Source organism: Sphingopyxis sp. LARHCG72, assembly GCF_052871675.1.
Window position 1 is genome coordinate 153567 of sequence record NZ_JBIXJU010000003.1, and the last position, 26179, is coordinate 179745.

25 protein-coding genes and 2 tRNA genes are annotated in these 26179 nt (G+C 65.5%); 11 read left to right on the plus strand and 16 right to left on the minus strand.

Going from position 1 to position 26179, the window contains the following annotated elements:
* Positions 1 to 193: 193 nt before the first annotated feature.
* Both ACIPPQ_RS08420 and ACIPPQ_RS08425 read right to left on the minus strand, forming a co-directional pair.
* On the minus strand, positions 194 to 1387 hold the full coding sequence (locus ACIPPQ_RS08420; protein WP_446543674.1) for a tyrosine-type recombinase/integrase: 1194 nt from the start codon (positions 1385 to 1387) through the stop codon (positions 194 to 196).
* A gap of 196 nt (positions 1388 to 1583) precedes the next feature.
* Positions 1584 to 1669 (minus strand) — tRNA-Tyr (locus ACIPPQ_RS08425).
* A gap of 79 nt (positions 1670 to 1748) precedes the next feature.
* Between ACIPPQ_RS08425 and rlmB the strand changes: the two genes are divergently transcribed.
* Positions 1749 to 2516 (plus strand): 23S rRNA (guanosine(2251)-2'-O)-methyltransferase RlmB, encoded by a 768-nt coding sequence (gene rlmB / locus ACIPPQ_RS08430; RefSeq protein ID WP_446543675.1) that lies wholly within the window; start codon positions 1749 to 1751, stop codon positions 2514 to 2516.
* A 64-nt stretch (positions 2517 to 2580) separates the two neighbouring features.
* On the opposite strand, the gene ACIPPQ_RS08435 is transcribed toward rlmB, so the two are convergent.
* Positions 2581 to 2898, minus strand: coding sequence for a 2Fe-2S iron-sulfur cluster-binding protein (locus ACIPPQ_RS08435; protein ID WP_446543676.1), 318 nt, complete (start codon positions 2896 to 2898; stop codon positions 2581 to 2583).
* Positions 2899 to 2999: 101 nt separating this feature from the next.
* Here ACIPPQ_RS08435 and ACIPPQ_RS08440 point away from each other — a divergent pair, with 101 nt between their 5' ends.
* The gene (locus tag ACIPPQ_RS08440; RefSeq protein WP_446543677.1) at positions 3000 to 3617 is read left to right on the plus strand and encodes a DNA-3-methyladenine glycosylase family protein; all 618 of its coding nucleotides are present in this window, start codon (positions 3000 to 3002) and stop codon (positions 3615 to 3617) included.
* Positions 3618 to 3649: 32 nt separating this feature from the next.
* Here the strand turns inward: ACIPPQ_RS08440 and ACIPPQ_RS08445 are convergent, their stop codons facing one another.
* The 3 genes from ACIPPQ_RS08445 to ACIPPQ_RS08455 all read right to left on the minus strand — a co-directional run bounded on the left by ACIPPQ_RS08445 (position 3650) and on the right by ACIPPQ_RS08455 (position 6818).
* On the minus strand, positions 3650 to 4870 hold the full coding sequence (locus tag ACIPPQ_RS08445; protein WP_446543678.1) for a hypothetical protein: 1221 nt from the start codon (positions 4868 to 4870) through the stop codon (positions 3650 to 3652).
* A 204-nt stretch (positions 4871 to 5074) separates the two neighbouring features.
* Entirely contained in the window at positions 5075 to 6646 is a 1572-nt protein-coding gene (gene tig, locus ACIPPQ_RS08450) for a trigger factor (protein ID WP_446543679.1), read from the minus strand.
* Positions 6647 to 6733: 87 nt separating this feature from the next.
* Positions 6734 to 6818: transfer RNA gene (locus tag ACIPPQ_RS08455), tRNA-Leu, on the minus strand.
* Between the two features lie 190 nt (positions 6819 to 7008).
* On the opposite strand from ACIPPQ_RS08455, the gene ACIPPQ_RS08460 reads away from it, so the two are divergent.
* Positions 7009 to 7206 (plus strand): hypothetical protein, encoded by a 198-nt coding sequence (locus tag ACIPPQ_RS08460; protein WP_446543680.1) that lies wholly within the window; start codon positions 7009 to 7011, stop codon positions 7204 to 7206.
* A 17-nt stretch (positions 7207 to 7223) separates the two neighbouring features.
* Here the strand turns inward: ACIPPQ_RS08460 and ACIPPQ_RS08465 are convergent, their stop codons facing one another.
* Together ACIPPQ_RS08465 and ACIPPQ_RS08470 are read right to left on the minus strand one after the other, a co-directional pair.
* Positions 7224 to 8111, minus strand: coding sequence for a hypothetical protein (locus ACIPPQ_RS08465; RefSeq protein ID WP_446543681.1), 888 nt, complete (start codon positions 8109 to 8111; stop codon positions 7224 to 7226).
* Positions 8108 to 8689 (minus strand): hypothetical protein, encoded by a 582-nt coding sequence (locus ACIPPQ_RS08470; RefSeq protein ID WP_446543682.1) that lies wholly within the window; start codon positions 8687 to 8689, stop codon positions 8108 to 8110. The genes ACIPPQ_RS08465 and ACIPPQ_RS08470 overlap by 4 nt, the downstream gene beginning before the upstream one ends.
* A 146-nt stretch (positions 8690 to 8835) precedes the next feature.
* On the opposite strand from ACIPPQ_RS08470, the gene ACIPPQ_RS08475 reads away from it, so the two are divergent.
* Positions 8836 to 10515, plus strand: coding sequence for an amidohydrolase (locus ACIPPQ_RS08475; RefSeq protein ID WP_446543683.1), 1680 nt, complete (start codon positions 8836 to 8838; stop codon positions 10513 to 10515).
* Between the two features lie 169 nt (positions 10516 to 10684).
* Here the strand turns inward: ACIPPQ_RS08475 and ACIPPQ_RS08480 are convergent, their stop codons facing one another.
* On the minus strand, positions 10685 to 12118 hold the full coding sequence (locus tag ACIPPQ_RS08480; protein ID WP_446543684.1) for a hypothetical protein: 1434 nt from the start codon (positions 12116 to 12118) through the stop codon (positions 10685 to 10687).
* 163 nt (positions 12119 to 12281) lie between these two features.
* Here ACIPPQ_RS08480 and ACIPPQ_RS08485 point away from each other — a divergent pair, with 163 nt between their 5' ends.
* The gene (locus ACIPPQ_RS08485) at positions 12282 to 13055 is read left to right on the plus strand and encodes a hypothetical protein (RefSeq protein WP_446543685.1); all 774 of its coding nucleotides are present in this window, start codon (positions 12282 to 12284) and stop codon (positions 13053 to 13055) included.
* Here the strand turns inward: ACIPPQ_RS08485 and ACIPPQ_RS08490 are convergent.
* The 7 genes from ACIPPQ_RS08490 to ACIPPQ_RS08520 all read right to left on the minus strand — a co-directional run bounded on the left by ACIPPQ_RS08490 (position 13052) and on the right by ACIPPQ_RS08520 (position 20716).
* A complete protein-coding gene (locus ACIPPQ_RS08490) occupies positions 13052 to 14392 on the minus strand; it encodes an amidohydrolase family protein (protein WP_446543686.1) in 1341 nt (446 codons plus the stop codon). The genes ACIPPQ_RS08485 and ACIPPQ_RS08490 overlap by 4 nt on opposite strands.
* A 2-nt stretch (positions 14393 to 14394) precedes the next feature.
* Positions 14395 to 15861, minus strand: coding sequence for an Asp-tRNA(Asn)/Glu-tRNA(Gln) amidotransferase subunit GatB (gatB, locus tag ACIPPQ_RS08495; protein ID WP_446543687.1), 1467 nt, complete (start codon positions 15859 to 15861; stop codon positions 14395 to 14397).
* Between the two features lie 25 nt (positions 15862 to 15886).
* Positions 15887 to 16852, minus strand: a complete 966-nt coding sequence (locus tag ACIPPQ_RS08500) for a class I SAM-dependent methyltransferase (protein ID WP_446543688.1) — start codon at positions 16850 to 16852, stop codon at positions 15887 to 15889.
* A gap of 107 nt (positions 16853 to 16959) precedes the next feature.
* Positions 16960 to 18441: an Asp-tRNA(Asn)/Glu-tRNA(Gln) amidotransferase subunit GatA gene (gene gatA, locus ACIPPQ_RS08505; RefSeq protein WP_446543689.1), complete on the minus strand. Its 1482-nt coding sequence runs from the start codon at positions 18439 to 18441 to the stop codon at positions 16960 to 16962.
* Complete coding sequence (gene gatC, locus ACIPPQ_RS08510; protein WP_327450081.1) at positions 18441 to 18743, minus strand: Asp-tRNA(Asn)/Glu-tRNA(Gln) amidotransferase subunit GatC; 303 nt, start codon at positions 18741 to 18743, stop codon at positions 18441 to 18443. Before gatC ends, gatA begins: the two co-directional genes overlap by 1 nt.
* 193 nt (positions 18744 to 18936) lie before the next feature.
* A complete protein-coding gene (locus ACIPPQ_RS08515) occupies positions 18937 to 19266 on the minus strand; it encodes a hypothetical protein (protein ID WP_446543690.1) in 330 nt (109 codons plus the stop codon).
* 49 nt (positions 19267 to 19315) lie between these two features.
* On the minus strand, positions 19316 to 20716 hold the full coding sequence (locus ACIPPQ_RS08520; protein ID WP_446543691.1) for a hypothetical protein: 1401 nt from the start codon (positions 20714 to 20716) through the stop codon (positions 19316 to 19318).
* 204 nt (positions 20717 to 20920) lie between these two features.
* Between ACIPPQ_RS08520 and ACIPPQ_RS08525 the strand changes: the two genes are divergently transcribed.
* The 6 genes from ACIPPQ_RS08525 (at position 20921) to ACIPPQ_RS08550 (ending at position 26092) form a co-directional block, all read left to right on the plus strand.
* Positions 20921 to 22213: a DUF3089 domain-containing protein gene (locus tag ACIPPQ_RS08525; RefSeq protein WP_446543692.1), complete on the plus strand. Its 1293-nt coding sequence runs from the start codon at positions 20921 to 20923 to the stop codon at positions 22211 to 22213.
* A 113-nt stretch (positions 22214 to 22326) separates the two neighbouring features.
* The gene (gene ruvX, locus ACIPPQ_RS08530) at positions 22327 to 22788 is read left to right on the plus strand and encodes a Holliday junction resolvase RuvX (RefSeq protein WP_446543693.1); all 462 of its coding nucleotides are present in this window, start codon (positions 22327 to 22329) and stop codon (positions 22786 to 22788) included.
* Positions 22789 to 22796: 8 nt separating this feature from the next.
* Positions 22797 to 23090 (plus strand): DUF1294 domain-containing protein, encoded by a 294-nt coding sequence (locus tag ACIPPQ_RS08535; protein ID WP_446543694.1) that lies wholly within the window; start codon positions 22797 to 22799, stop codon positions 23088 to 23090.
* Between the two features lie 162 nt (positions 23091 to 23252).
* Positions 23253 to 24248, plus strand: a complete 996-nt coding sequence (locus ACIPPQ_RS08540) for an aspartate carbamoyltransferase catalytic subunit (protein WP_446543695.1) — start codon at positions 23253 to 23255, stop codon at positions 24246 to 24248.
* On the plus strand, positions 24239 to 25462 hold the full coding sequence (locus ACIPPQ_RS08545) for a dihydroorotase (RefSeq protein WP_446543696.1): 1224 nt from the start codon (positions 24239 to 24241) through the stop codon (positions 25460 to 25462). The genes ACIPPQ_RS08540 and ACIPPQ_RS08545 overlap by 10 nt, the downstream gene beginning before the upstream one ends.
* Positions 25463 to 25534: 72 nt before the next feature.
* Positions 25535 to 26092, plus strand: a complete 558-nt coding sequence (locus ACIPPQ_RS08550) for a DUF4189 domain-containing protein (protein WP_446543697.1) — start codon at positions 25535 to 25537, stop codon at positions 26090 to 26092.
* Positions 26093 to 26179 lie beyond the last annotated feature (87 nt).

Here is a 26179-nt window from a genome sequence, read left to right on the forward strand (position 1 = left end):
GCGTGGCAACGCCGCGCCCGGAGCAGCGCACGCGCTGCTTACCCGCCGCAAGGGCCGCGCGCCCGCGGCGGCAAGAAGTGAAACAAGAGCGCTGCGCGGCCAACCGTAAAAACGCGCGACCTCTGATGGCGCCTGCCGCCGTCAGTGTGCGCGCATTTGCGGCCGCGCTCATTTTTTTCCCGGCGGGACGATGTTACTCCGCTTCGGGACCCCCGCCAGCACAATAGCTCCCCCACGCCTCCATCAATTTGACACGGGCACCGGGCTGATCCGGTGTGCCTAGATAGGTTGTACGCCGATAAGCCGCCTGCACTGCGTCGGGCGTCTTGTGCGCCAGCGCTGCCTCCACAACAGCATCGGCAAAATCTTCGTTGGCGGCCCAGTCGGTGAACGTGGACCGAAAACCGTGGACGTGAAACGGCTCCTTCATGTCGCGCAGCACCTTTAGCAGCGTCATATCAGACATCGGCTTGCCGGCCGCTCCCGGGAAAACCACATCGATATCAGAACGCCGGAAGGCTTTTGCTCTCGTCAGCACAGCCAACGCCGCATCCGACAGCGGAACAACATGGGCGTTGCCCCGCTTCATATGATCACCGGGAATGGTCCACAACCGCCCCTCAAAATCAAACTCGTCCCACGTCGCGAGCCGGACCTCCTGGCTGCGTACGCCGGTCAAGATGAGCAGTTCGAGCGCCAACCTTCCGAATGCCGGCTTTCGGCGCAAAGCTGCGAGGAAGACGGGCAGAGCGCTATAAGGCATGGCCTTGCGATTCTCCCGCGACTTCACTTGGCGAGGCAATCCGCGTCCCGCTTTCAAGCTGCCATTTCCCGACGGAGCTTCGTTGGAGCGCCAGCCTTTGGCGTGAGCATAGTCCAGAACAACGCAGATTCGGTTGCGCACCTGTCGGGCCGTTTCGGGAATATCCTGCCAAATCGGCATCAACACGTCGATGATATCCGCTGCGGCGATTCCGCCGGTCGGAACATCGCCCAACTTCGGAAAGGCGTGGCTTTCGAGGCTGGCAAGCCATTGGCGCGCATAGATGGCACTTTTCCATCCAGCCGCATTCTCTTTGTGATATTGGCGAGCTGCTTCGCGGAATGTCACCTTCGCAGCAGCTTCACTCTTCCTCTCGGCCAGCACATCGCGCCGATCGATCTTGACCGCCTTGCGGAGCTCGCTGGCTTTCTGGCGAGCCTCCACGAGCGGAAGCAATTTGGCGCTGCCCAAGCCAATGTCTTGCCGCTTACCATCGCGCTGCAGACGCAATAGCCAATAAGCCCCGCCGCGCTTGTCGACCTTCAAAAACAGGCCGTCGCCGTCCTGATAGGTGCCAGGATTCGCCAAAGCTGCCTTGATCGCCAAAGCTGTAAGCTTTTTCATATGGTTAACCCGTCTTTTTACCCCCACACTCGGAAGCCCGATTCTTAGGGGTCCAAAAATTTACCCCCACATTCCCCCCACAGTTTTCACTGCGCTGCAGTGATACGGCATGGGATGCAGAGGAGCGACCGAGGGATAATACCCTAGGTTTTCTGCGGTTTCTAGCGATTTTAGGAGATGCCCTCGGACCAGAGGGTGGTGGACAGGGCTGGATTCGAACCAGCGTACGGAAACCCGGGCAGATTTACAGTCTGCTGCCTTTAACCACTCGGCCACCTGTCCATTGGGGCCCGCTTTGGGAAGCGGTCCAATGGCGAAACGAGGCTTGCCTGTCAATGGCAGTCGTGGGAAAGGCGCGCGCATGAGACAATTTTCCCGTCATCGCCGCCCGCAGGGCCAGAATTCGCGCGGACAAGCCGTCCGTTTCTGGGGCCGCCACGCCGTTTTGGCCGCGCTCGCCAACCCCGAACGCACCGTCAAGCGCATCTGGGGCACGCGCGAGGCGCTGGGGCAGCTCGACCTGCCGCCGGTGATCCCGATCAGCTACGCCGACGTCACCGATCTCGCGCGACTCGTCGCACGCGATGCGCCGCACCAGGGGCTGGTGATCGAGGTCGACCCGCTCGAGGACGTCTATCTTGGCGACCTGCTCCAGGAAGAAGCCGACGCCGACAGCCGGCGCCCGCTCGTCATCCTCGACCAGGTCACCGACCCGCATAATATCGGCGCGGTGCTCCGCTCGGCGGCGGCGTTCGATGCGGCGGCGATCATCACGCAGGATCGCCACAGCCCGCCCGAAAGCGGCGTCATCGCACGCTCGGCGTCGGGCGCGCTCGAAACCGTGCCATGGGTGCGCGTCGTCAACCTGTCGCGCGCGCTGGAGGAAATCGCCGAGGCGCAATATTGGCGCATCGGGCTGATGGGCGACACCGAAACGACGCTCGCCTCGACGCTCGACGGCGGCAAGGTCGCGCTCGTGCTCGGTTCGGAGGGTGACGGGATGCGCCACAATGTAATGGAACATTGCGACGTGCTGGCGAAGCTCCCGATCTCGCCGCGGATGGAAAGCCTCAACATCTCGAACGCCGCGGCGATCGCGCTCTACGCGGTCGCGACGGCGCAAGGCTGATCGTCATCCCGGCGAAAGCCGGGATCGCTTGCGGCCCCGGCTTTCGCCGGGGCGATGGCGGGGCTTAATCTTCCGCCGCGATCCGCACGCGGAGGCCGTCGAGCGCGTCGCTGAACGGCAGCTGGCACGAGAGGCGCGAATTATCGTCGCGGTCGGTGGTCGAATCGAGCAGGTCGTTCTCGTCCTCGCTCATCGCGGGCAGCTGGTCGGTCGCGCCCGCCTCGACATGGACATGGCACGTCGCGCACGAGCAACAGCCGCCGCACAGCGCGAGCAGTTCGTCGAAGCCCGCGTCGCGGATATTTTCCATCACCGTCAGGCTCGTGTCGCCTTCGATCTCATGTTCGGTCCCGTCGCGCGTCACGACAATCAGCTTGGCCATGCTCGTCCCCATATCTTCGTTGTCGCTGGCGCTATGTCGCGCGTTGCGCGGCAAATCAAGCGTTGCTATCAGCTACCGATGGAACAAAAGGAGAATATGCGATGGGCCTCAGCCAGGAGCAGCTGAACGCGGGAATCGACGCGCTCGCGGCGCAGGATTCCAACTTCGCACGCGCGCTCGGCAATGCGGGCTACCCCGAACCGCGCATCCGCGCCCCGGGCTATACGACGCTGCTCCGCACCATCGTCGGCCAGCAGGTCAGCGTCGCCGCGGCCAATTCGATCTGGAACAAGTTGGAGGCGCAGTTCGGCGAAGGCTGCCCGGCCGAGGTCGTCGCAGCGGCCGATTTCGATACGCTGCGCGGCTGCGGCCTCTCGGGGCAGAAACAGGGCTATGCCAAAAGCCTCGCGCAACTCATCCTCGACGGCGAACTCGCCTTCGACGCCCTCCCCGCCGACGACGAGGAAGCGATCGCGCTGCTCACGCGGGTCAAGGGCATCGGCCGCTGGTCGGCCGAAATCTACCTGCTCTTTGCCGAGGGGCGCCCCGACATCTGGCCCGCGGGCGACCTGGCGGTACAGGAAGCCGTCGGCCGCATCTTGCAACTCGGCGCACGCCCGAGCGAGAAGCAGGCGCGCGAACTCGCCGAAGCCTGGCGCCCGCACCGCGGTGCGGCGGCGATCTTCAGCTGGCATTGCTACAATATGGATGTGATCTGAGAGCGCCGGGCGCGTCGGCCGTGGGCCGGACGCTATTCGCGGGGGGCAGCCCAATCGGAGTCGCGGAATACCCCGACATATTGCACCAGCCGGCGCGCCTGCGGACCGGGATCGTCAGGGACGAAACCCTGACCGACCGATGTCGTGATTTGTCCGAAGTCGGTGGCCGCGATCGGCGAGCCGCGGGCGCCCGTATCGAACAGGGTGATGGTCGCGGGTTCGGAGGCAGCACGCAGGGTCGCTGCGCCCTTCACCATGACGAAGGGACCGTCGATATTGAAGTTCGTCAACCGCAGCCGCTTGACGCCGTCGGGAAAGGGAACCGGAATCTGAACCGCGCTGTCGAGCGACAGCAGGGCGATGCTGGCGATCTTGCTTGCGGCGGGAAGGTCCGAAGCGGCTACGCGCGCCGCAAAGGGCTGCGTCTTGTTCACGCCAGCCTGCATCACATGATATAGGCCCCACAGGCCATAGGCGGGGCGGTTGCCCAGCTTTCCGCCCCGGACCGCGCGCGCATAGTTGTTGAAGATCACTGTCTCGCGCTGCTGGCCCGCGACGATGTCGGCCAATGTGGCGCGAAGTTCGGCGGCGACATGGCCGGGTTTTTCTCCGAGTGCCGTCAGCGCGGCGGATGCGCGATCATTCGCCGCCTTGGCCGCCAGAATCCCGGCGGGCGGCTCACCCGGCCCGGCGATCCATTCGCCGACGAGCCGCCAGTCCTGCACCGAATCGATGCCGACAAAGCGGATACGCCGCGCCGCAGGAAGGGTGGCGTTCAGGCTACGGATTGCGCGGACCTTGTCCTCGAATGCCCGATTGCCCCACTGGGCGCCGCTGTTCGTCCAATGGTCGAACACGCGCTTCAGCAGCACCTCGTCGCCGGTTTCGAGATAGCGATTGAAATAGTCGGCCTGCACCGGATCGATCTCGGCAAGATAATAGACCAGTCCGATCCGCTGGTTGAGATGCGTCAAAAGTTCGAGGTCGAGCCCCTGCGGGGCGGCGACGCCATGACTTTCACCAAGCAGGATCAGCCGGCTGCGATAGAAGCCCTTGGGGAAAGCGAAGCTCATGCCGCCGGCGACCTTGCCCTGAGCTACGATATGCGCCCGCAGCCAGTCGGCTTTCATCTTGTCGGGCGCATCGGCCAGTATCTCCGCTGGAAGCGGTCGCGGCATCGTCGATTGCGCGGACGCGATCGCCGGGACGAAGGATGCGGCGGCTAAAAGCGACAAGATACGCGTGATACGCATGAATATTCCCAGCGAGAAAACGGCTTTGATCCCGTAGCTTGTCGGGATGCAGACGCAAGAGCGCGCGGCGCCCGTGATTTGACCATAGCCGGAGCCATAACATTCGCGTCCGCCGGGAAGACGGCCATCCGGTGACGACTGCCCACGCAAAAAGGCCGGGTAGAGCATCCTCCACCCGGCCTTTTGTTGATCGTCAGCCGAAGCTTATTTCTTCGCCGCGGTCTTCTTGGCCGGAGCCTTCTTGGCAGCAGCCGGCTTTTCCTCGGCTTCCGCCTTCGGAGCGGCGGCCTTCTTCGCCGGTGCCTTCTTGGCGGGCGCTTCCTCGGCCTTGGCCTCTTCCTTCACCGCGTCCTTCTTGGCGGCCGGCTTCTTCGCGGCAGCCTTTTTGGCGGGCTTGTGGTCGTGGTCATGGTCGTGGCCGCAACCCGGGCCGTGGACATGGCCGTCGTCGTCGGCTTCGATCGCGGCTTCCAGCTCCTCGCGGGTGGTTTCGCGGTCGCTGATCTCGGCCTTTTCGAACAGGAAGTCGACGACCTTGTCTTCATAGAGCGGCGCGCGAAGCTGGGCCGCGGCGAGCGCGTCCTGCTGGACATATTCCATGAAGCGGCCGCGATCTTCGGGGCGATACTGCTGCGCCGCCTGCATGATCAGGCGCTGCATTTCCTGCGCCGATACCTGCACGCCATGCGCCTGGCCGATTTCCGACAGGAGCAGGCCGAGGCGGACGCGGCGGACCGCAATCGCGCGGTAATCGTCGCGGTCGTTCTCGAGCTCGGCCTTCGCCGCTTCGGGATCTTCCTCGTGGCTGACTTCATGCTCGAGCTGCTGCCAGATCTGGTTGAACTCGGCCTCGACCATCGTCGGCGGCACGTCGAAATCGTGCGCGGCAGCGAGCTGGTCGAGCAGCTTGCGCTTCATATAGGTGCGCGTCAGGCCGTTCAGTTCCTGCTCGACCTGGTCCTTCATCAGCTCTTTCAGCTTGTCGAGGCTTTCGAGGCCGAGCGACTTCGCGAACTCGTCGTCGATCTTCGACGCGGCGGGAACCTTCACTTCCTTCACCGTCACGGCGAATTCGGCGGGCTGGCCCTTGAGATCCGCAACCGGATACTCGTCCGGGAAAGTCACCTTCAGCACCTTTTCGTCGCCGACCTTGACGCCGACAAGCTGGTCTTCAAAGCCCGGGATCAGCTGACCCGAGCCGATTTCGACCGCCATGTCCTCGCCCGTGCCGCCGTCGAAGGCGACGCCGTCGACGCTGCCGGCGAAGTCGATGATGACCTGGTCGCCGGTGGCGGCCTTCTTGGTCTTCGGCGCTTCTTCGAAACGCTTCATCTGCGCCGCGAATTCTTCGATCTTGGCCATCACGGCCTTGTCGTCGGCGGGAACGGTCAGGCGTTCGAGCTTCAGGCCATCGATCGACGGCGCCTCGATGTCGGGCAGCACTTCGAGGCTGACGGTCAGCTCGGCGTCCTTGCCGGCTTCATAGCCATCGTCGAGCGCCACGGCGGGCTGCAGCGCGGGGCGAAGCTTTTCCTTCGCCATCAGGTCGCGCACGCCGGCGTCGATCGCCTTGTTGAGCGCGTCGGCCGACAGCGCGGCGCCGTGCATCTTGCGGATCAGGTTCGGCGGAACCTTGCCGGGACGGAAGCCGGGCATGCGGATGGTCGGGGCGATGCTCTTCACCTCGTCGTCGACGCGCGCGTCGATATCCTTGGCGGTGATGGTGACGCGATATTCGCGCTTCAGGCCTTCGTTCAGCGTTTCGACGGTCTTCATTGCCTTGGTCTTATCCTTGCTCAAAATCTCGTATCGAACCCCGCCCAAACGGCGAAGTTCCCCATGATCCCGGCCTGCATTGCAGATTGGTGCGGGCGAAGGGACTCGAACCCCCACATCTTGCGATACTGGTACCTAAAACCAGCGCGTCTACCAATTCCGCCACGCCCGCAGGTGTTTTCGGCCGGGTGCACGAAATCGCGCGCTGCCGCGCACGCCCGTGCGGGCCGCGCGGGGCTATAGCAGACGCATCGCCAAGGGCAAGGGCGCAAAGCCCCCTGTTCCGCGGGCGGAACATGCTCAGCGCCCGCGGGCGGAACATGCTTCGCGCCCGTTCGTTGGTTAACTCAAGGAGAGTGACAATGACCAGCAGCCCCGATCCGCTTCCCAAGCCGAAGCCCGACACGATCGAACCCCAGGCGCCGCCCGAACAGCCGGTTCAGCCAACCCCGGTCGAAGACCCCGCCGGCCAACCGAGCGAAATTCCCGGCCGCCCCGGCGGCGGCGATATCGACCAGCCCGGCCGCGGCCCCGACGAGGTGCCGCCGCAGCAGGTTTGACCCTCCGCGCCCGCGCTTCAGAATCCGCTGCCGACCACCGCGCCGGTCTTTGCGTCGATCACCCTGTCGCGCTCATAGGCGAGCACGCCCGGCACCGGCGGCAGGCGCGAGACCATGATACCATAGATATTGTTGAACTTGCCGCTCGCGGTGAACATGGCCTGCTCGACCGGCCATTTCCCGAGCGAGGAGGGCACGGCGAAGTCGACCGCGGACGAGCTGGCCGGCACCTCGACCTTGAACCCCGACAAGCCGCCATTATGGCGGATGTCGAGCAAGGGCGCATTCTTCTGCTGTTCGGCCAGCGGCGCGGCGGTCAAAAAGTTTCCGACATTGGTGACGACCCCGGGCTTCACGTCGAAGCGCACGCTGCCCATGCAATAGCAGAGCCCGACAAACCCCTGACCCGGGTCGAACAGCACCGGGCCGTACCAGATATAGGTGCCGGGCTTCACCGCCATCAGATAGCTGTACCGCCCGTTCGCCTTGTCCTTGATATAGGCAAAGTCGGGGCCGAACTGCACTGCGGTGCGCGTCTCGATATCGCCGATCGAAAAGCTCGCTTCGTCGGGTGCCGCGGGTTTGGCGGGCGCTGTCTTCTTCTGCGCCGTGGCCATTTTCGCATCGCTCTCCCAGCCTGCGAGCTTCTTCTGATATCGTTTCTGCGCCTTCGCGAAGGCGTCCCCGCGCTCCTTGCGAAACGCCTCCAGATCCTCGGCGTCGGGAACGCGGATGAAGGTGCCGCCCTGCCGGCCGGAGCCATGGAGCAGGATATAGCCCGCTCCTGGGTCGAGTACGGTTTTTCCGCTCGACACCTTCCCCTCGTCGAGCGCGTCGGCGGGCGCGGCAAAGGCGGCACTCGCAAAGCCAAGCAGTGCGGCGGCGAGGAACAGCGCGCGGCTCACAGCTCGATCGCCGCTTGTTGGGGTTTTTCACCCGACGCGACGCGCGCCTGTTTCAGCAGCGCGGCATTCCGGGTCGCCTCGTCCTCGCGCCCGCTGCCCTCCTCGAAGTTGAAGGTCTCCCAAAGCTCCTTGCTCAACCCGTAGCGCACATAGCCCTTGAACCCCATGCAGTTGCGCATGTTGATGCGGCGAACTTTGCGCCGCTCGGAAGATCCGAAGATGGCGTCGGCCAACATTTCGCCGATCACCCCGCCAATGACACCGCCCATGCCATATTGCGTCGCATAATAGCCCGGATAGGGCTCGCTGCCGCCGCGATAATAGCTGATCCCGCTCGCCAGCGCGTCGCACTCGCTGATATCGGCAAAGGCCTGATCGAAGCTCGTCGCGTCGCGGTGGAAATAATAATATTTGTCATAGGTTCCGGCATCCTGGGCGGTCGGCCTGAACGCCAGAGCCGGCATTTCGATCGCCGCGATTTCGCTCTCGGTAAAATGGCGCGCCGCCGCTTCGGGGCCCGTCGCCATCGCCGCGCCCGGAACCGCGAGCAGCATCGATGCTGCACAAGTCAATCGCATGAAAATCCCCCTGCTCCCCTGCCCGGTTCATGCGATGCATCGACGGGTTTCGCAAGCGGCTTCCGACGCTTGGCGCCACATGAGTTGCATCTGGAAACTTGACTCGCGGCGGACGGTCCGCACGATGAACACACAGGGAGAGACAGATGAAATTACCGGCCAGCCTTGCGGCGCTGTTCGCCATGATCGCAACGCCCGCGTCCGCGCAGGAGATGACCCTCTACCGCGGCGGCCCGATCGTCACGATGGACGGCGATGCGCCGCAAACCGTCGAAGCCGTCGTCACGCGCGAAGGCCGGATCACCTTCGTCGGCAGCGAGAAGGCGGCGCGCAAGGCGGCGGGCAAGGGCGCCGCCGTCCGCGACCTTGCGGGCGCGACCCTGCTCCCCGGCTTCATCGACGCGCATTCGCATTTCACCGCCGCGACGATGAGTGCGGGCGGGCTGGATTTGCGCGACAAGGCCCATACCGGCGTCACCGACATTCCCGCGCTGCAGGCCGCGATTCGCGACTATGCGCAGTCGGTTCCGGCCGGCCGCTGGATCGTCGTGTGGCAATATGACCATGAACGCCTCGCCGAAAAGCGGCACATCACCTGCGCCGAACTCGACGCGGTCGCCGCCGGCCGGCCGATCGTCGTGCTGCACGTCTCGCTCCACGGTGCCGTCGCGAACAGCGCGGCGCTGGCCGCCGCCGGCCTCGACGAAAGCACCCCCGTCCCGCCCGGCGGGATGATGCTCCGCGACGAAGCCGGCAAGCTCAACGGCGTCCTCCTCGAAAAGGCGATGTTCCTGCTCGTCGCCAAAATGCCTCAGCCGACGGCAGAGCAGAAGCTCGCGGCGCTCGACGCCGCGCAGGACGCCTATTTCGCGGAAGGCTATACGCACGCGCAGGACGGCGCGACGCAGCCCGCCGACATCGCCTTCCTGACCTCGCCCGCCGCGCGCGAGCGGCTGAAGATCGACCTCGCGCTCCTGCCCTTCTCCCCCGGCCTCGACGCGCTGCTCGCGCAACCCGACCTCAAATTCGGCAGCTATCGGGATCATGTGAAGCTGCAGGGGATCAAATTCGTCCTCGACGGATCGGTGCAGGCGCGGACCGGCTATTTCACCCGCGACTATGCGCGCGGCAGCCCCGAAGGCACGCACCCGTGGCACGGCCAGCCCGTATTGTCCGAAGCGGAATTCTGTGCGCAGGCCCGCAAGGTTCACGGCCGCGGCTGGCAGATTTTCGCGCACGCCAACGGCGACGCCGCGATCGACATCGCGATCCGCTGCTTCGACGCGCTCGGCATCAAGGCGGCCGACAATCGCCGCCCGATCGTCATCCACTCGCAATTCCAGCGCCGCGACCAACTGCCCCAATATGCGCGCATCGGCGTCGGCCCCGCCTATTTCTCGAACCACACATGGTATTGGGGCGACGTCCATCGCACCAACTTCCCCGCCGAGGTGGTCGATTTCATCAGCCCGTTCCGCTCGGCGCGCGCCGCGGGGCTGATCCCGTCGAACCACAGCGACTACAGCGTCACCCCGCTCGACACGCGCTTCATGCTCTGGACGTCGATGGCGCGCGTCTCGCCGACCGGCGTCGTCAGCGGTGCGGACGAGCGGATCGACGCCTATGCGGCGTTGCAGGCGCTCACCACCGGTCCCGCCTGGCAGGTCTTCGAAGAAGATCGCAAGGGCCGCATCAAGCCCGGCCTGCTCGCCGATTTCGTGATCCTCGACAAGAACCCGCTGACGACGCCCGTAGGCGCGATCAAGGACATCAAGGTGCTCGAAACGGTGAAGGAAGGGCGGCCCGTCTGGAAAGCCGGGCGCTAGGACCGATCGACATTCAGAAGATTACGAGCCGAAAATGGCGGTTTTCCGTGAACCGGAGCGCAGCGTGCAAATGGCACGTGAGCACCGGAAGCGCGGAAGGCCGTCGTTTGCAGGCCGTCAGGGCTGAATGCGATCGTCCTAGCCCGGTCCGGCGCGGGCCGCCCCCGCATCAGGGCTGGCCCGCGGCCGGATCGCCGGCCGGCGTGTCGGGCGCTGCAACAGCAGCAGCCTCCACTTCGGCCACCTGCTTGCCGCGCACATAGGTAAAAACGCCCGCGACCGGCATCACCCGGTCGACCGTGATGCCGAACCAGTTGCCCCGCGGCCCCGCGGGTTTGAGCGCCGCCGGAAGCACGCTCTCCGCAGGGAGCCGCGCGTCGGCAAAGGTCGCGCCGCCGAGCTGGAAGGGTGTCGTTCCATCGGGGTTGTTCACCGGCAAAAGGTCGAGCGCGACGACCTTGCCCGCCGGCGCGTCGAACGAAACCGTCCCAAGGCAGGCACAGGTGGCGCCGACCGCATAGAAAATATAGGCCCCCGGCGGCGCTTCCTGAAGGTACACCGACCCGTCGACCTTGCTGAAGCGGTTTTGCGGGCCGAGGTACATCGTGTGCTTCTGCTCATAGCTCGGATAACCGAAGTTCTCCAAGGTCGGCTCGGTCGGCTTCCGGCGCTTGCTTGGGTCGTTCCCGCCCACTTTCGCCTCGAGTTCGATCGACGCGACGCGCTTTCGCCACGACAGATGCGCACGGGCAAACGCCTCCGCCCGATCGGCTTCATGCGCTGCGGCGGCCTCGTCGCTCGGAAGGCGCATCAACACCGGTGCAATCTGGCCCGGCGAGCGCACCAGGATATAGGCTTTGGTGGGGTCGAGCGTCACCGGCTGCGGTTTGTCGGTGATCGCCTTTGTCGCCCATTTCTCCTTCTTTTCTTTCTTTGCGGGCTTTTCGGCGGCCGCTGCGGACATCGACGGCAACAGCAGCGCCGCGGCGCCGATCATCAGGCAACGCGCGATCATATTCCCAGCTCCCCCCGTCACGGGCTTCGTTCCCGAAGCCACCTTCGCCTGCTGCGCCAGCATCGCCTGGCGCTTGCTTTCCTCTTCGCTCGAAAATCCTTCCTCGAAGTGGAATTCCTGCCACAAAACCTTTTGCAGGCCATAGCGCGCATAGCCCTTATACCCCATGCAGCGACGCATATTGGTGCGGCGCAGGCTGCGCTTGTTGGCCGATCCGACCACCGCCTCGGCGATCAGGCTGCCCAGCAGGCCGCCCGCGGCGCCCGCCATCGTCCCGGCATAGGGATAAGGGACCTGCTGGTACTGCAAGCCGCTCTGCAGTCCCTGCGCCATCTCGTCGCATTCACGCAGGTCGGCGAGCGCTTCCTCGAACCCCGTATCGGCGCGATGGAAATAGAAATATTTGTCGTAATCGGCCCGGTCGGCGTCGGTCTCGGTGAAGTCCAGCTTGGGCATCACCACCGTTGCGGGATCGGGTATGATTTTCGTGACATCGGTGCTTGTTGCGGCCTCTTGCGCCGCAACCGGGCTCGCCAGCATGGCGGCGACGGCGGCCAGCAACAGGCCGCCCATCTTAACGGACTCCATTCGTTCCCCCCTGTTTACGGGGGCCCAATGATTCCCCGCCCCCGTTGCCGTGCATGATACAGCACCGCGCGCGCCGCAAGGGGGATCGCGTGCCAACGCGCTTCCGGCCGCCGCGCTTCGCTGCTAATCCGGACACTCTCTCCCCGGCCACAGGAGCCCCGCCATGCGTTCGACCGCCGCCCTTCTCGCCCTCGCCGCCGCCGCCCTGCCGTTGAGCGCCGCCGCCCAGTCGGCGCCCGACGTCGCGGACCTTGTCGGCGCCCGCGGCTCCAGCGGCGAAACCCAATTGCTCGCGCGCGGTTACGAAAGCCGCGGCGGGAATGTCGTGCGCGACACGCGCTTCGTCTTCTGGTGGAACGAACGCACCGGCCGCTGCATCTCGGTCGCGACGATGGACGGACGCTATTCGGCGATCACCGCCGTCCCCGCCGCGAACTGCGACAGCGGACGCGACGTGGACACCGAATATGCGCCGCCCGCCGATCATTATGCCCCGACCAGCGAGTCCGGGTACCGCGACCCCGGCTCGCTCGTTCTCGTCTGCTATGGCGCGGGCACGCGCCCGACCGTCGACGTCAAGCCGACCTATAAATGGAACCCCTGGGACCATAAATGGGAATGGGCCAACGAGGTCGGCAACAGCGCGCAGGGCTTCACCAGCGACGTCCAGCTCGAACTCTATGGCGACCAGGGTCGCATCCATCTGGGCCCCAAGCTGGTCGCGCCGATCCACAGCGGCGATGATCACGGCTGGTGGGACCTCGACAATCTGGTGGTCACCCCCGACCGCATCACCGCCAGCTATCGGATCAACGGCCTGAACAAGCCCAGATTGACGATCGACCGGCGCTCGGGCCGGATCACGATCCAGGGGATGACCAACTTTTCGGGCCAGTGCGACAGCGGCGACTGGGCGGCCGGGCAAAGGCGCTTTTAACGCGCGCGGCGCGTCGCCGCGACCTCGCCCAGCATCGTCTCCAGCGCCGGCGCGTCGAACCAGCGCCCGTTCGCCATGACGCCGAGCGGTGCGCGCAAGGTGGCGGGCTTTTCCAGCGGATTGTCGGCGACGAGCAACAGGTCGGCGCGGTATCCCCGCGCCACGACGCCGAACTTCGCCGATCCCGGCACCGTCTCCGTGATGAACGCGCCCGGCGTGCGCGTCGCCGCCGACAGCGCCTGCCAGGGCGTCAGCCCTGCCGCCAGCATCGCATCGATCTCGTCATGCAGTGCGAATCCCGGCACCAGCCCGGGGATCGTCGGCGCGTCGCCCCCCGCGATCAGCGGCACGTCGGCATCGGCCATCGCCTTCACGAAACGCGCCTCGAACGCGACCCTTCGCGACAGGTCGACCGCTTTCTTCTGATAACCCGACCGCGCCCAGTCGATCCGGTCGGCGGGCGAAACATAGCGCGCCTCGGGCGCCGCGAGATAGGCTTTCACCACCTCCGGCTTGCCGAACTGCGCCGCAATGGTCTTGTAGGTAAAGAGGTCGGAGACGACGAACGCGCCATGCGCCTTCACCAGCGCGATCGCCTCGCCGATCCGCGCATCGTCGGGCGGCGCCTGCTGATCGTCCGCCGGCGGCGCGGGGAAGAAACCGGTGAAGAATTCCTCGACATGCGCGACCATCGCCTGCCCGGCCGCGAGTTGCCTCGCGAGCCCGACCGCGGCGACATTATGCCCGACAACACCGACGCCCTGCGCCTTGGCCTCCTCGGCGACCGCCGCGAACGCCTCCGCCGACAAATTGGTATAGACTTTGATAAAGCTATAGCCGTTGGTCTTGGCGAGCCCGACGATCGCGCGCGCCTCGTCCGCCGTCCGGACAACGAAATGGCCATATTGCGGGTCGCCGTCGACGACGAAGGCGGTGAAGATCTGCGGCCCCGGCACCTCGCCCCGGTTCACCGCGATCCGCGTCCGCCCGGCAAAGGCGCTGGTCGCCTCGCCCAGGTTGAGCATCGTCGTGACGCCGTTCGCGAGCAGCAGCGACAGATCGTCGGGGCTCGTCACATGATTGTGCATGTCGGCAAGGCCCGGCACCAGCCACGCCCCCTTGCCGTCGATCACCCGCGTGCCCGCGGGCAGCTTCGCCATCCGGCCGATGCTCGCGATCACGCCGTCGGTGACGATGACCGTCGTGCGCGCGATCACGCGCTCGCGGTCCATCGGCACGACGTTGACGTCGGTGAAGACGACCGTCTCGGCCCGCGCGAAGCTCGCGCCGGCGATCAGCAGCCAGAGGGTCAGGAGCGCGCGAAGGGCCGCGCGCATCCTCAGCCCAGCGCCTTCTTCAACAGCTCGTTGACGACCTGCGGGTTCGCCTTGCCCTGCATCGCCTTCATCGTCTGCCCGACGAAGAAACCGAACAACGCTTCCTTGCCACCCTTATACTGCTCGACCTTGTCGGCATTGGCGGTCAGGATCTTGGCGATCTCGGCCTCGATCGCGCCGGTGTCGCTCGTCTGCTTCAGCCCGTCGCGCTCGACGATCACCCCCGCGGCATCGCTGCTTTCGAGCATCTTTTCGAACACCTGCTTGGCGATCGTCCCCGAAATCGTGCCATCGGCGACCAGACCGAGCAGTTCGCCCGCCTGCGCCGGCGTGACCGGGCAATCCTCGAAGCTCTTGCCGAGGCGGTTGAGCGCCCCGAACAGCTCGCTCGATACCCAGTTCGCCGCCGCCGCCGGCTTCGCGCCGGTTTCGAGCAGCGTATCGAACCACAGCGCGCTCTCGACCTCGGCGGTCAGCACATCGGCGTTATACGCCGAGATTCCGGCCGCCAGATAGCGCGCGCGCTTGGCGTCGGGCAATTCGGGCAGGCTCGCGCGGCATTCCGCCAGGAATGCATCGTCGAGTTCGAGCGGCAGCAAATCGGGATCGGGGAAGTAGCGGTAATCATGCGCATCTTCCTTCGACCGCATCGAGCGCGTCTCGTTGCGGTCGGGATCGTACAGCCGCGTTTCCTGCACCACCGTGCCGCCGCTTTCGATCAGCTCGACCTGGCGCTTCGCCTCGCCCTCGATCACCGCCATCACGAAGCGCACCGAATTGACGTTCTTCGTCTCGGTGCGCGTCCCGAACTCATCGCCCGGCTTGCGGACCGACACGTTGACGTCGGCGCGCATCGAGCCTTCTTCCATATTGCCGTCGCACGACCCGACATAGCGCAGGATCGAGCGCAGCTTGCGCACATAGGCCCCCGCTTCGGCGGGCGAACGCATGTCGGGGCGCGAGACGATCTCCATCAACGCAACGCCGCTACGGTTGAGGTCGACATAGGACATCGTCGGATGCTGGTCGTGCATCAGCTTGCCGGCGTCCTGTTCGACATGGATACGCTCGATCCCGATGCGCTTCGCCTCAGGCAATCCCGCCTTTTCATCGGCCTCGATCGTCAGCGACCCTTCGCCGACAAGCGGATGATAAAGCTGCGAAATCTGGTAGCCCTGCGGCAGATCGGCATAGAAATAATTCTTGCGGTCGAACCGCGACCATTTGTTGATCTCGGCCTCGATCGCCATACCCGTGCGCACCGCCTGGCGGATGCACTCGCGGTTCGGCACCGGCAGCATCCCCGGCATCGCGGCGTCGACGAGGCTCACCTGCGTGTTCGGCTCGGCCCCGAACGCCGTCGCGGCGCCCGAGAACAGCTTGGCGTTGGAGGTGACCTGCGCATGGACCTCGAGGCCGATCACGACCTCCCACTCGCCGGTTTCTCCCTTGATGCGATAATCGGACATTTCGTCTTTCACTCGTCTGGCTGGTTCAATGTTTTGAGGCGATACGGAACCAGAAGGCTCCGGGTTCGTGCTCCGGATGTTTTCCGGCGTGCGGGAACACGGCGGCGATCGAAGCAAAATGATTATGCTTGAGCCAGTTGAGCATCAGCACGACCTCATAGCGGTCGGTCGCGCTCAACAGGGCTTCCAGCAGATATTGTTCGTTCCACAGCCGACGCTCCTTGCGAAGCCATTCATCGGGATAATCGCGCGGCGTGAAAATGTCATGCACATGGACATAGACGCCCTCGGGCAGGTCGGGAACGAGCACGAGGAATTCGTGGAGGACGTCGCCATAGGGACGGATCACGTGCGAGCTGTCGATGAACAGGATGTCGCCGGCCTCGAGCTCGCCAAAGAAGGTGCGCGGCAGATCCTGCACGCGTTCGCGCACGACCTTGACGCCGACTTCCGAAAGCCACGGCATTTCATAGGGCTCGACGCACACATGCTCGCAGCGATACGCGCCATCCTCTTCGCGGTTTTGCGCGATCGCACGCTGGGCCATCAGCGTCGAAAAACCCGATCCGATTTCGAAAAGCCGCCGGGGCTTGAGGTGCCGCACCATCGAATAGAGGCTTTCGGCATCGGCAAAGGCATAAGCGGGATTGCCATGCGCATATTCATTCTTGCCCGGCTTCCCCTCGGACACGCGCGCCAGTTCGTCGCGATAGGTAAAATTGCCAAGCATGGCCAACTGGCCTGCCTCGTTGAAATCGAGACCCGGCAGGTATCGCTCCTGCGTCACGTCGGCGGGAAGGTCGCGGTCGGCATAGGTCGGCTGGTAATAATGGGTCGAGCGCACCGCAAAACCGAAACGATCGGCGATCCGGCGCGTCGAGGTCAGCTGATGCTGGTAGCGTCCCATGAAGCGCAGCAATGGCGCCGTCAGCAAAGCCAGCGGCATTACGGTGTAATCCGCCATTCTTATCAGTTTTTCTCGCGTTGCCATTTATGTTTCCGTCCCTGTTCACAGTATCGACGTAATCCAGACAGTGGCCCGCTGCCCGAGAAAAATCCAATATTCGTCCTCCAGAACTGTTGGTCAGCTTCGCGGCATTACCACCATTTCTCGGCGCGCGCAGTAAAGCCCGCCCGCTCTTCGATCGCCAGCCCGGCGTTCAGCACGCCCTGCTCGTCGAACGCCTTGCCGATGATCTGCAGCCCCAGCGGCAGCCCTTCGCGGTTCAGCGCCGCGGGGACCGACATTGCGGGCAGCCCCGCAAGGCTCGCGGGCACCGCAAACACGTCGTTCAGATACATCGACAGCGGATCGGCGGTCTTTTCGCCCAGCCCGAACGCCGCCGACGGCGCAGTCGGCGCAAGGATCACGTCGCACACCCCGAACGCCTGCTCGAAATCGCGCGCGATCAGCGTCCGCACCTTCTGCGCCTGCGTGTAGTACGCGTCGTAAAAGCCCGCCGACAGCACATAGGTGCCGATCATGATGCGGCGCTTGACCTCGGGTCCGAAACCGTCGGCGCGCGTCGCGGCGTACATGTCCTGCAAACCGGCGCCCTGCGGCAGGTCGCGCAGCCCGTAACGCACGCCGTCATAGCGCGCGAGGTTCGACGACGCCTCGGCGGGTGCGATGATATAGTAAGTCGGCAGCGCGTACTTCGTGTGCGGCAAGCTGACGTCGACGACCTCGGCCCCCGCATCCTTCAGCATCGCGATCCCGGCATCCCACATCGCGTCGATTTCGGGATCGATGCCTTCGAGGCGATATTCCTTGGGAATCCCGACCGTCTTGCCCTTGAGATCGCTCGACAAAGCCGCTTCCCAATTGGGCACCGCCATGTCCAGGCTCGTCGCATCCTTGGGATCGAAGCCCGCCATATTTTCGAGCATGATCGCACAGTCGCGTACGTCGCGTGCCATCGGCCCCGCCTGGTCGAGCGAACTCGCAAACGCGACAATGCCCCAGCGCGAGCAGCGGCCATAGGTCGGCTTGATCCCCGAAATGCCCACGAACGCCGCAGGCTGGCGGATCGAGCCGCCGGTGTCGGTCCCCGTCGCGGCGGGGCACAGCCGCGCCGCGATCGCCGACGACGAACCGCCCGACGACCCGCCCGGCGCGAGCGCAGCATTGCCGCCATCATTGCGCTTCCACGGGCTGATGACGTTGCCAAAGTAGGAGGTCTCGTTCGACGATCCCATCGCGAACTGGTCGAGGTTGAGCTTGCCGAGCATGCCGCAACCCGCGTCCCACAATTTCTGCGAGACGGTCGATTCATACCGCGGCACGAACCCTTCGAGCATATGGCTCGCGGCGGTCGTCTGGACGCCATTCGTCGCGAACAGGTCCTTCATCCCGATCGGCACGCCCGAAAGCGGCTTCAGCGTCCCCGCCGCGCGGTCGGCGTCGGCCGCCTTCGCCGCGGCGATCGCATGTTCGGGCGTCTCGACGATAAACGCGTTGAGCGCCTTCGCGCCCGCGACATTGGCGTTGAACGCCTCGGCGACCTCGACGGCGGAAAAATCGCCCGCGCGGTGCCCGTCGCGGATTCCGGCGACGGTCAGGTTCGTAAGCTCGGTCATTATTCGATCACCTTGGGAACGCCGAAAAAGCCGTGCTGCGGCGCAGGGGCGTTCGCGAGAATATCATCGCGGCGATTGCCGCCGGTCAGCGGGTCGGCGTCGACGACATCGTCGCGCAGCCGCAGATGGTTCGGGATCACCGCGGTCATCGGCTCGACCCCGGTCACATCGACCTCGCCGAGTTGCTCGACCCAACCGAGGATCCCGTTGAGTTCGCCTTCCATCGCGGCGGCTTCGGCATCGCTGATCGCAATGCGCGCCAGCGACGCGATTTTCCTTACTGTTGCCTGATCGATTGACATGATCGCCCTAACTTTAACGAAGCCGCGCCGCTAGCATCCCCGCCGGATCGCTTCAACCATGATCCTCCCTGTGGCGAAGCCATGGGGAGGTGGCAGCGCGAAGCGCTGACGGAGGGGCGATGACGCAGCCCCTCCACCATCGGCACCGCCGACGGTCCCCCTCCCCACCCGCTCCGCGGCAGGGAGGAGCAACTCATTCGAAATCGCCGCCCACCGGCTTGCCGTTCACGAAAATCTGGCGGCGCGTCACCGTCCGCACCTCGACCGCGCCCTTTTCGACGTCGTCGACGCTCAGTTCGCGGCGCTTCTGTTCGGCCGGGTCGCTTCCCCCGTAATAATCGTTCCACGTCTTCGTCGCGGGATCGATGGCGAAGTGCGACAACATGCCGCTATTCGAAACGACCGCGACACGGCTGTCGCCGACCCATTGCACGATACAGGGCGCCGTGCGGCACAGGCTCCGCTCATCGATCAGCGCATAGAGCTCGGGGGGAAGCGGCCGCGTCGCCGGGAACACACGCACCTTCTCCTCGATCCTTCGCGCACCGAAGGCGGCCTCGCGCGGCGTCATCTCATCGCTGTCGCGGTCGAGCGTCCACCGGTCCCGGCTCTTCAGCGCCCATTGCGCGAGGCCTGCTTTCGTCTTGTCGACCGACTTCGCCATGTCCGCCAGCGCCGCGCGCCCTTCGGGCCCGAAATCGAACGCCAGCGCCGCCCAGTCGAACTTTTCGACCGGCGTCGCCCCCGATTTCAGCCGCGCGAGTTGATCGCGCGTCGAGATCGCCCCGAAATCGAGGATCGGCAGCGCGAGGAACAGCGCGAGCAGCGCAAGCCCGATCGCGAGCTTCTGCTGCAAGGGCCGCAGCAGGTCGTCGAAGCTGCGCCGCCCCTTCACCACCGCCCAAAGCCCGGCGATGCCATAAGCCAGCGCGATCATCGCCGCGATGACGCCCCAGATACGCTCGGGGGGTCCAGCCGTACTGGATCACCCGCAAATGCATCGAATAGAACGCGATCCCGGCGAGCGGCAGCACCGCGACCGCCAGCACCGGCGCCGCCCAGCGCAGCACCGGGTTCGTCGCGCGGTCGTCGCTGCCGTTGCCGATCACCGCATTGGCTAGCAGCACCGCGAACGCCGCCGCGCCCATCATCACCGCGGCGGTCGAGAACCCCGAATCCCAGAGCTTCTGCAGCCCCGTCCCGATCAGCGAGAGCAGGAAGAGAACCAGCGCCACCGCGAGCACCGGCGCAAGCACCGCGAGCACGATCATCACCAGCCGCTGCAAGGTCGACACCAGCCGGTCGCGCTCGCGCAGCAGCCCGACCGCGCCGCCGAACGCCGCGCCCGCGAGCATCCATCCGAACCATTCGTCGTTCAGCAGGTCGAAGATCAGGTTGATCCCGATCAGCTTGAACATTTGCCCGATCAGCACAACGAGCAGGAAGGTGATGCCGACGAACGCGAGGCTCGCCGCGCCGATCACCGCATCGGTCCACGCATGGCTGTGCAGCCGCGCATACGGCATCTGCCACAATTTCCAGAAGCGCCAGTCGGGCGCGACGTCGCGGCGCGTCTGGAACAGCGGCGTCGCGACGAGCACCGCGAGGATTCCCGACCAGAAGGGCCATTCGATCGGCGATCCGCCGAAATTATAGCCCGCCGAATGCCAGGTGATCAGCCCCATCACCGCGCCCCACAGCAGCGCGAACCCCAGCGCCCAGCGCCAGCGGCGCAGCTCGACGCCCAGTACGAAGACGGTGGTCCCGATGGCGACGAACGCCGCGAGCGCGTCGAGCAGCGGCGCGGGTTCTGCAACATATTTGCGGTCGACGACCAGGTGGATCGCAAGCCCCGCGAGGGCGCAGATCGCCGCCATGATCCACGGGCGCAGCGGCCAGGGCGGGTCGTTATCGTCGAGGCGCGCCGAAACGCGGGCCGAATCGGGGGCGGCGGGTGCGGTTGCTTCGGTCATGCGCCTCAGCCTATCCCGTAACTTCGTCATGCTGAACTTGTTTCAGAGCCTGCCCCGGACCCGATCCGGGGATCCATCGTCGCAGGCCGCGAGTTCGGGCCATGGATGCTGAAACAAGTTCAGGATGACGAGTTATTTGTAGGCAGGCACGCAAGCCGCTAGAGAAACCCGAAATCCATCTCTCCCGACCATATGGAATCCTCATTGGCCCGCAAATTCCTCTATTTCATTGCCGCGATCATCATCCTCATCCTTGCTGCCGGGGTCGTGTACCAGCTCTTCCCCGGCTGGCTCGCGCGCACCGCCTTCGTCCCCAGCACCGAATTCAAACCGCAGGCCGCGGTCGCGCCCAACGCCTATGACGACCCCAAAATGTGGTTCGCGCGGCCGGGCATGGAAAAAGACCCCTCGGCATGGCGCCCCGCCGCCGACGGCAGCGAAACCCCCGGCACCGAACTTCCCGGCGAAAAATCCGGCGCCCCGCTGATCCCGCCCGCAAAGGCGGCCGAGGCGGCGACCGAAGCCCCCTTCGCCAGGGGCGACGCCGCAGTCTTCTTCGTCCATCCGACCAGCTACTACAGCCGTTCGAGCTGGAACGCCCCGCTCGATGACCGCGATTCGGACCACCGCGCCAATCTCTTCGTACAGGGCATGGCGAGCGCCTTTGCCGACGCTGGCGAAATCTGGGCACCACGCTACCGTCAGGCGACGCTCGGCGCCTTCCTCGCCGAAGATCGCGTGACCGCGGGCAAGGCGATCGATTCGGCGTATCGCGACGTCGAGGAAGCGTTCGACGCCTTCCTCGCCGCGCAGCCGAAGGACAAGCCGATCATCCTCGCAGGCCACAGCCAGGGGGCGCTCCACCTAACGACATTGCTCCGCACCAAGATCGCGGGCACCCCGCTCGCGAAACGCATCGTCGCGGCCTATGTCATCGGCTGGCCGGTCAGCCTCGACACCGACATCGCCGGGCTCGGCCTGCCTGCGTGCCAGACCCCCGAACAGAAGGGCTGCATCCTCGGCTGGGCGAGTTTCGCCGATCCCGCCGATCCCGCGATGGTCACCGCGGCCTATGACGGCACGATCGGCTTCGACGGCCGCCCGCGCGCCGAGACGCGAATGCTGTGCACCAACCCGCTCACCGGCATCCCCGACACCGAAGCACCGGCAGAGGCCAATATCGGCACGCTGAAACCCACCGAGGGCTTCAAATCGGGCTCGCTGATCGCGGGCAAGATCGGCGCGAAATGCGACGCCACGCGCGGCTTCCTGATGATCGGCGATGCCGACGTCGCGAAAAACTACGTCGTCGCGGGCTATGTACTCCCCGGCAACAATTACCACGTCTACGACATCACCCTCTTCTGGGCGAACGCCCGCGCCGACGCGCTTCGCCGCCTCGCGACCTACGAAGGCAAGCCCTCGCCGGTACCGCCCGCCGCGGCGCCGACGCCGCCTCCGGCCGCACCTGCTCCCACTCCTGCTCCCAAATCCTGAACCGTCATTGCGAGGAGCGACGCGACGCGGCAATCCAGCGGCGGCATAAGCCGGCACCGGATTGCTTCGCTCCGCTCGCAATGACGAGATTTTGGAATTAGAGGCATGTCGACATGATCACCACCGCCGCCCCCGACTTCGCCGCCCTTTTCCCGAACGGCGGCCGCCTCATGGGCCTCGACGTTGGCACGAAAACCATCGGCGTCGCCTTCTGCGATGTGAACTGGAGCTTCGCGACCCCCGACAAGACGATCATCCGCAAGAAATTCTCGGTCGATCTCGAAGCGCTGAAAGCCTTGATCGCAGAGCATGATATCGTCGGTCTCGTGGTCGGCCTGCCGCTCAACATGGACGGCACCGACAGCCCGCGCACGCAAAGCACCCGCGCCTTCGCGCGCAACCTCGCCCCGCTCGACCTCCCTCTCCTCCTCTGGGACGAACGCTGGTCGACCGCCGCAGTCGAGCGCGCGATGATCGCCGCCGACGTCAGCCGCGCCAAACGCGCCGAACGCGTCGACAGCGCCGCCGCCGCCTTCATCCTGCAAGGCGCAATCGACGCCCTGATCCGTCAATAGAGACCCGCATGGCCCCCTACCTCTTCCTCTGGCTGCTTGCCGCCAATATCGTCGCCTTCACCCTGATGGTCGTGGACAAGCGACGCGCCGAAGCGCGCGCGCCGCGTATCCCCGAACACACGCTCCTGCGCTGGGCCTTTTTCGGCGGCGGCTTCGGCACCTTCGCCGCATCGCGCATCATCCGCCACAAGACGCACAAGCAACCCTTCGCGACGTGGATGATGGTCTGGCTCTGGCTCCAGATCGTCCTGCTCGTCCTCTGGGCGACCGGATTACTGGATCGGGTTTCAGCCGAAATCTAGCCGTGCCCCTGCGAAGGCAGGGGCCCATCTCCGGTCAGTGCCAGTTTGAGCCGGCAAAGATGGATCCCCGCTTTCGCAAGGATACAAGAACGAGATCGAGGCGCGAAAATCGCAAGCAACGACTTGCGATTTTCGCAACTCCTGCGTAGAGGCTCGGCTTTAATGACAAGCGCAAAAACCCGACCCGCCAGCGACTATCCGCCCGGCGGCGATGCCTTTCGCCATCGCCACCTGATCGGCATCGCCCAGCTCACTCCGTGGGAGATTTCCTACGTCCTCGACGCCGCCGAAGAGTGGGTCGAACTGAACCGCAGCGGCGCAGCCAAGCATGACGACCGGCTCGCGGGACTCACGATCATCAACGCCTTTTTCGAAAATTCGACGCGCACGCTTCTCTCGTTCGAAATCGCGGGCAAGCGCCTCGGCGCCGATGTCGTCAACATGCACGCCGCGCAGTCGAGCGTGAAAAAGGGCGAGACGCTGATCGACACCGCGATGACATTGAACGCGATGCGCGCCGACGCGATGGTGATCCGTCACGGCAGTTCGGGCGCGGTCCAGCTCATCGCCGACAAGGTCGACTGCCCCGTGCTCAACGCCGGCGACGGCCGCCACGAACATCCGACGCAGGCGCTGCTCGACGCGCTCACCATCCGCCGGCGCAAAGGGAAGGTCGAGGGCCTCACCATCGCGATCTGCGGTGACGTCCTCCACAGCCGCGTCGCGCGCTCGAACATCCTCGCGCTCACCCTGCTCGGCAACGAAGTGCGCATCGTCGCGCCGCCGACGCTGACCCCGCCGGCGATGGAGCGGATGCATGCGACGACCTTCACCGACATGGACGAAGGTATCAAGGACGCCGACGTCGTGATGATGCTCCGCCTCCAGAACGAGCGCATGGACGGCGCCTACCTGCCCAGCGCGCGCGAATATCACGCGCTCTACGGACTCACCGAAAAACGCCTCGAGAAAGCCAAACCCGATGCGATCGTCATGCACCCCGGCCCGATGAACCGCGGGGTCGAAATCGACAGCAATGTCGCCGACGATCCCGTCCGCTCGACGATCACCGAACAGGTCGAAATGGGGGTCGCCGTCCGCATGGCGTGCCTCGACATATTGACCCGCCGCAAGCGGGGAGTCGTCGGATGGAACTGAAGCCGCTCCACATCGCGAACGCCTTGCTGGTCGACGGCGACACGCCGCGCGCGGGCAGCCTGCTCGTCGTGGACGGCCGCATCGCAGCGCTCGATCCGACCGAAGTCCCCGACGGTGCCGAAACCGTCGATGCGAAGGGCCAGTGGCTCGCTCCCGGCATCATCGACCTTGGCGTCTTCGCGACCGACAAGCCCGCCTTCCACTTCGGCGGTATCACGCGCGCCGCACTGATGCCCGACAACGGCCCGCTCGACGGCGCCGGCCTCGTCGAGCGCGCCGCCAAGGGCGGCAAGCCCGACCTCTGGGTCCATCCGCTCGCCGCCGCGACAAAAGGCCTCGAAGGCCGGGAACTCGCCGAGATCGGCCTGATGAAACAGGCGGGCGCGCGCGCCATCGCCACCGGCCGCAGCCGCATCGCCGACAGCGGCGTGATGCGCCGCGTGCTTTCCTACGCCGCATCGCTCGGCCTCGTCACGATCATCCATGCCGAGGATGAGGGCCTCACCGCCGGCGCGGTCGCGACCGACGGCGAGATGGCAACCCGCCTCGGCCTCGCCTCGGCCCCCGCCATCGCCGAGGCGATCGCGATCGCGCGCGACCTTGCGCTCGTCGAGGAAACCGGCGCGCCCGTCCATTTCCGGCAGGTCACGACCGCGCGCGGGCTCGACCTGATCCGCGCGGCGAAGGCGAAAGGGCTGCCCGTCCTCTGCGGGATCACCCCCGCGCACCTGCTGCTCTCCGACACCGCGATCGGCGATTTCCGGACCTTCGCGCGCCTGTCGCCGCCGCTGCGCAGCGAGGACGACCGCCACGCGTGCCTCGCCGCAATCGCCGACGGCACGATCGACATCCTCGCGTCGGGCCACGACCCGCGCGGCCCCGAGGACAAACGCCTCCCCTTCGCCGAGGCTTTGCCCGGCATGGCGGGCGCCGAAACCCTGCTCGCGCTCGGCCTGAACCTCGTCCGCGACGGACATATCTCGCCGGGCCGCCTGTTCGAATTGCTCGCGGCCACCCCCGCCTGCCTGCTCGGCGTCGACGCGGGCAGCCTTGCCGTCGGCAAGGAAGCCGACCTGATCCTCGTCAACGACGCCACGCCCTGGCAGGTCGATGCCAAAAAGATGGCCGCCTGGGCGGGCAACACGCCGTTCGACGGCATGCCGGTGCAGGGCCGCGCGACGATGATGTGGAAGGGCGGCCAGCGCATCCGCTGATACGGGCTTTATCTCGCTGATTTAATTCGATAGCTCTTGAACGGGGGATCGATAACCAGCGAGGTTGACCCGATGCGCCGTCTTGCCCTTCCAACTCTCCTCACCGCCGCCCTGCTCGCCCCTGCCGCCGCCGCGCAGATGCAGCCGGTTCAGGGCATCCCCTGCGCGCAGGGCCTCCCCTGCAACGCCCCGCCGCCGCAGGTGCTGCAACAGATGTATGGCGGCGGCGACGTCGCCCCGCCGGGTCAGGTCATCCCGTTCCAGCAAGAAAAGCAGGATTATGTCGGCGGCTATATGGTCAACAGCTTCGCCGCGATCGCCTTCTGGCGCTCGGCATCGGGGCAGCCCGGCTATAGCTATGGCGCGCTGCGCGGCGACAGCCGCGAACAGGCCGAAGGCTATGCGATGACGGCGTGCCGCGAGGCGGGCGGCCAAGGCTGCGTCGTCGGCCTGTGGGGCGGCAACGGCCATTTCGCGATCGCGCGCGATAAGGAAGGCCAATATTATGCGGGCTTTGCGGGCACGCCCGGCGGCGCGAAACGCTCGGTGATGGACAGCTGCAAGAGCGCGGGCGCCAAATGCAAGGTCGTCGAGACGCTCGAGAGCATGCCCTATTTCTTCCGCTTCTGACCATCGCCTGCGCACGCCCGGCGCATAAAAATGAAGTCCGCCGGCAAGCCGACGGACTTCAAGAGAGCAAGATGGCCTTGGGACCAC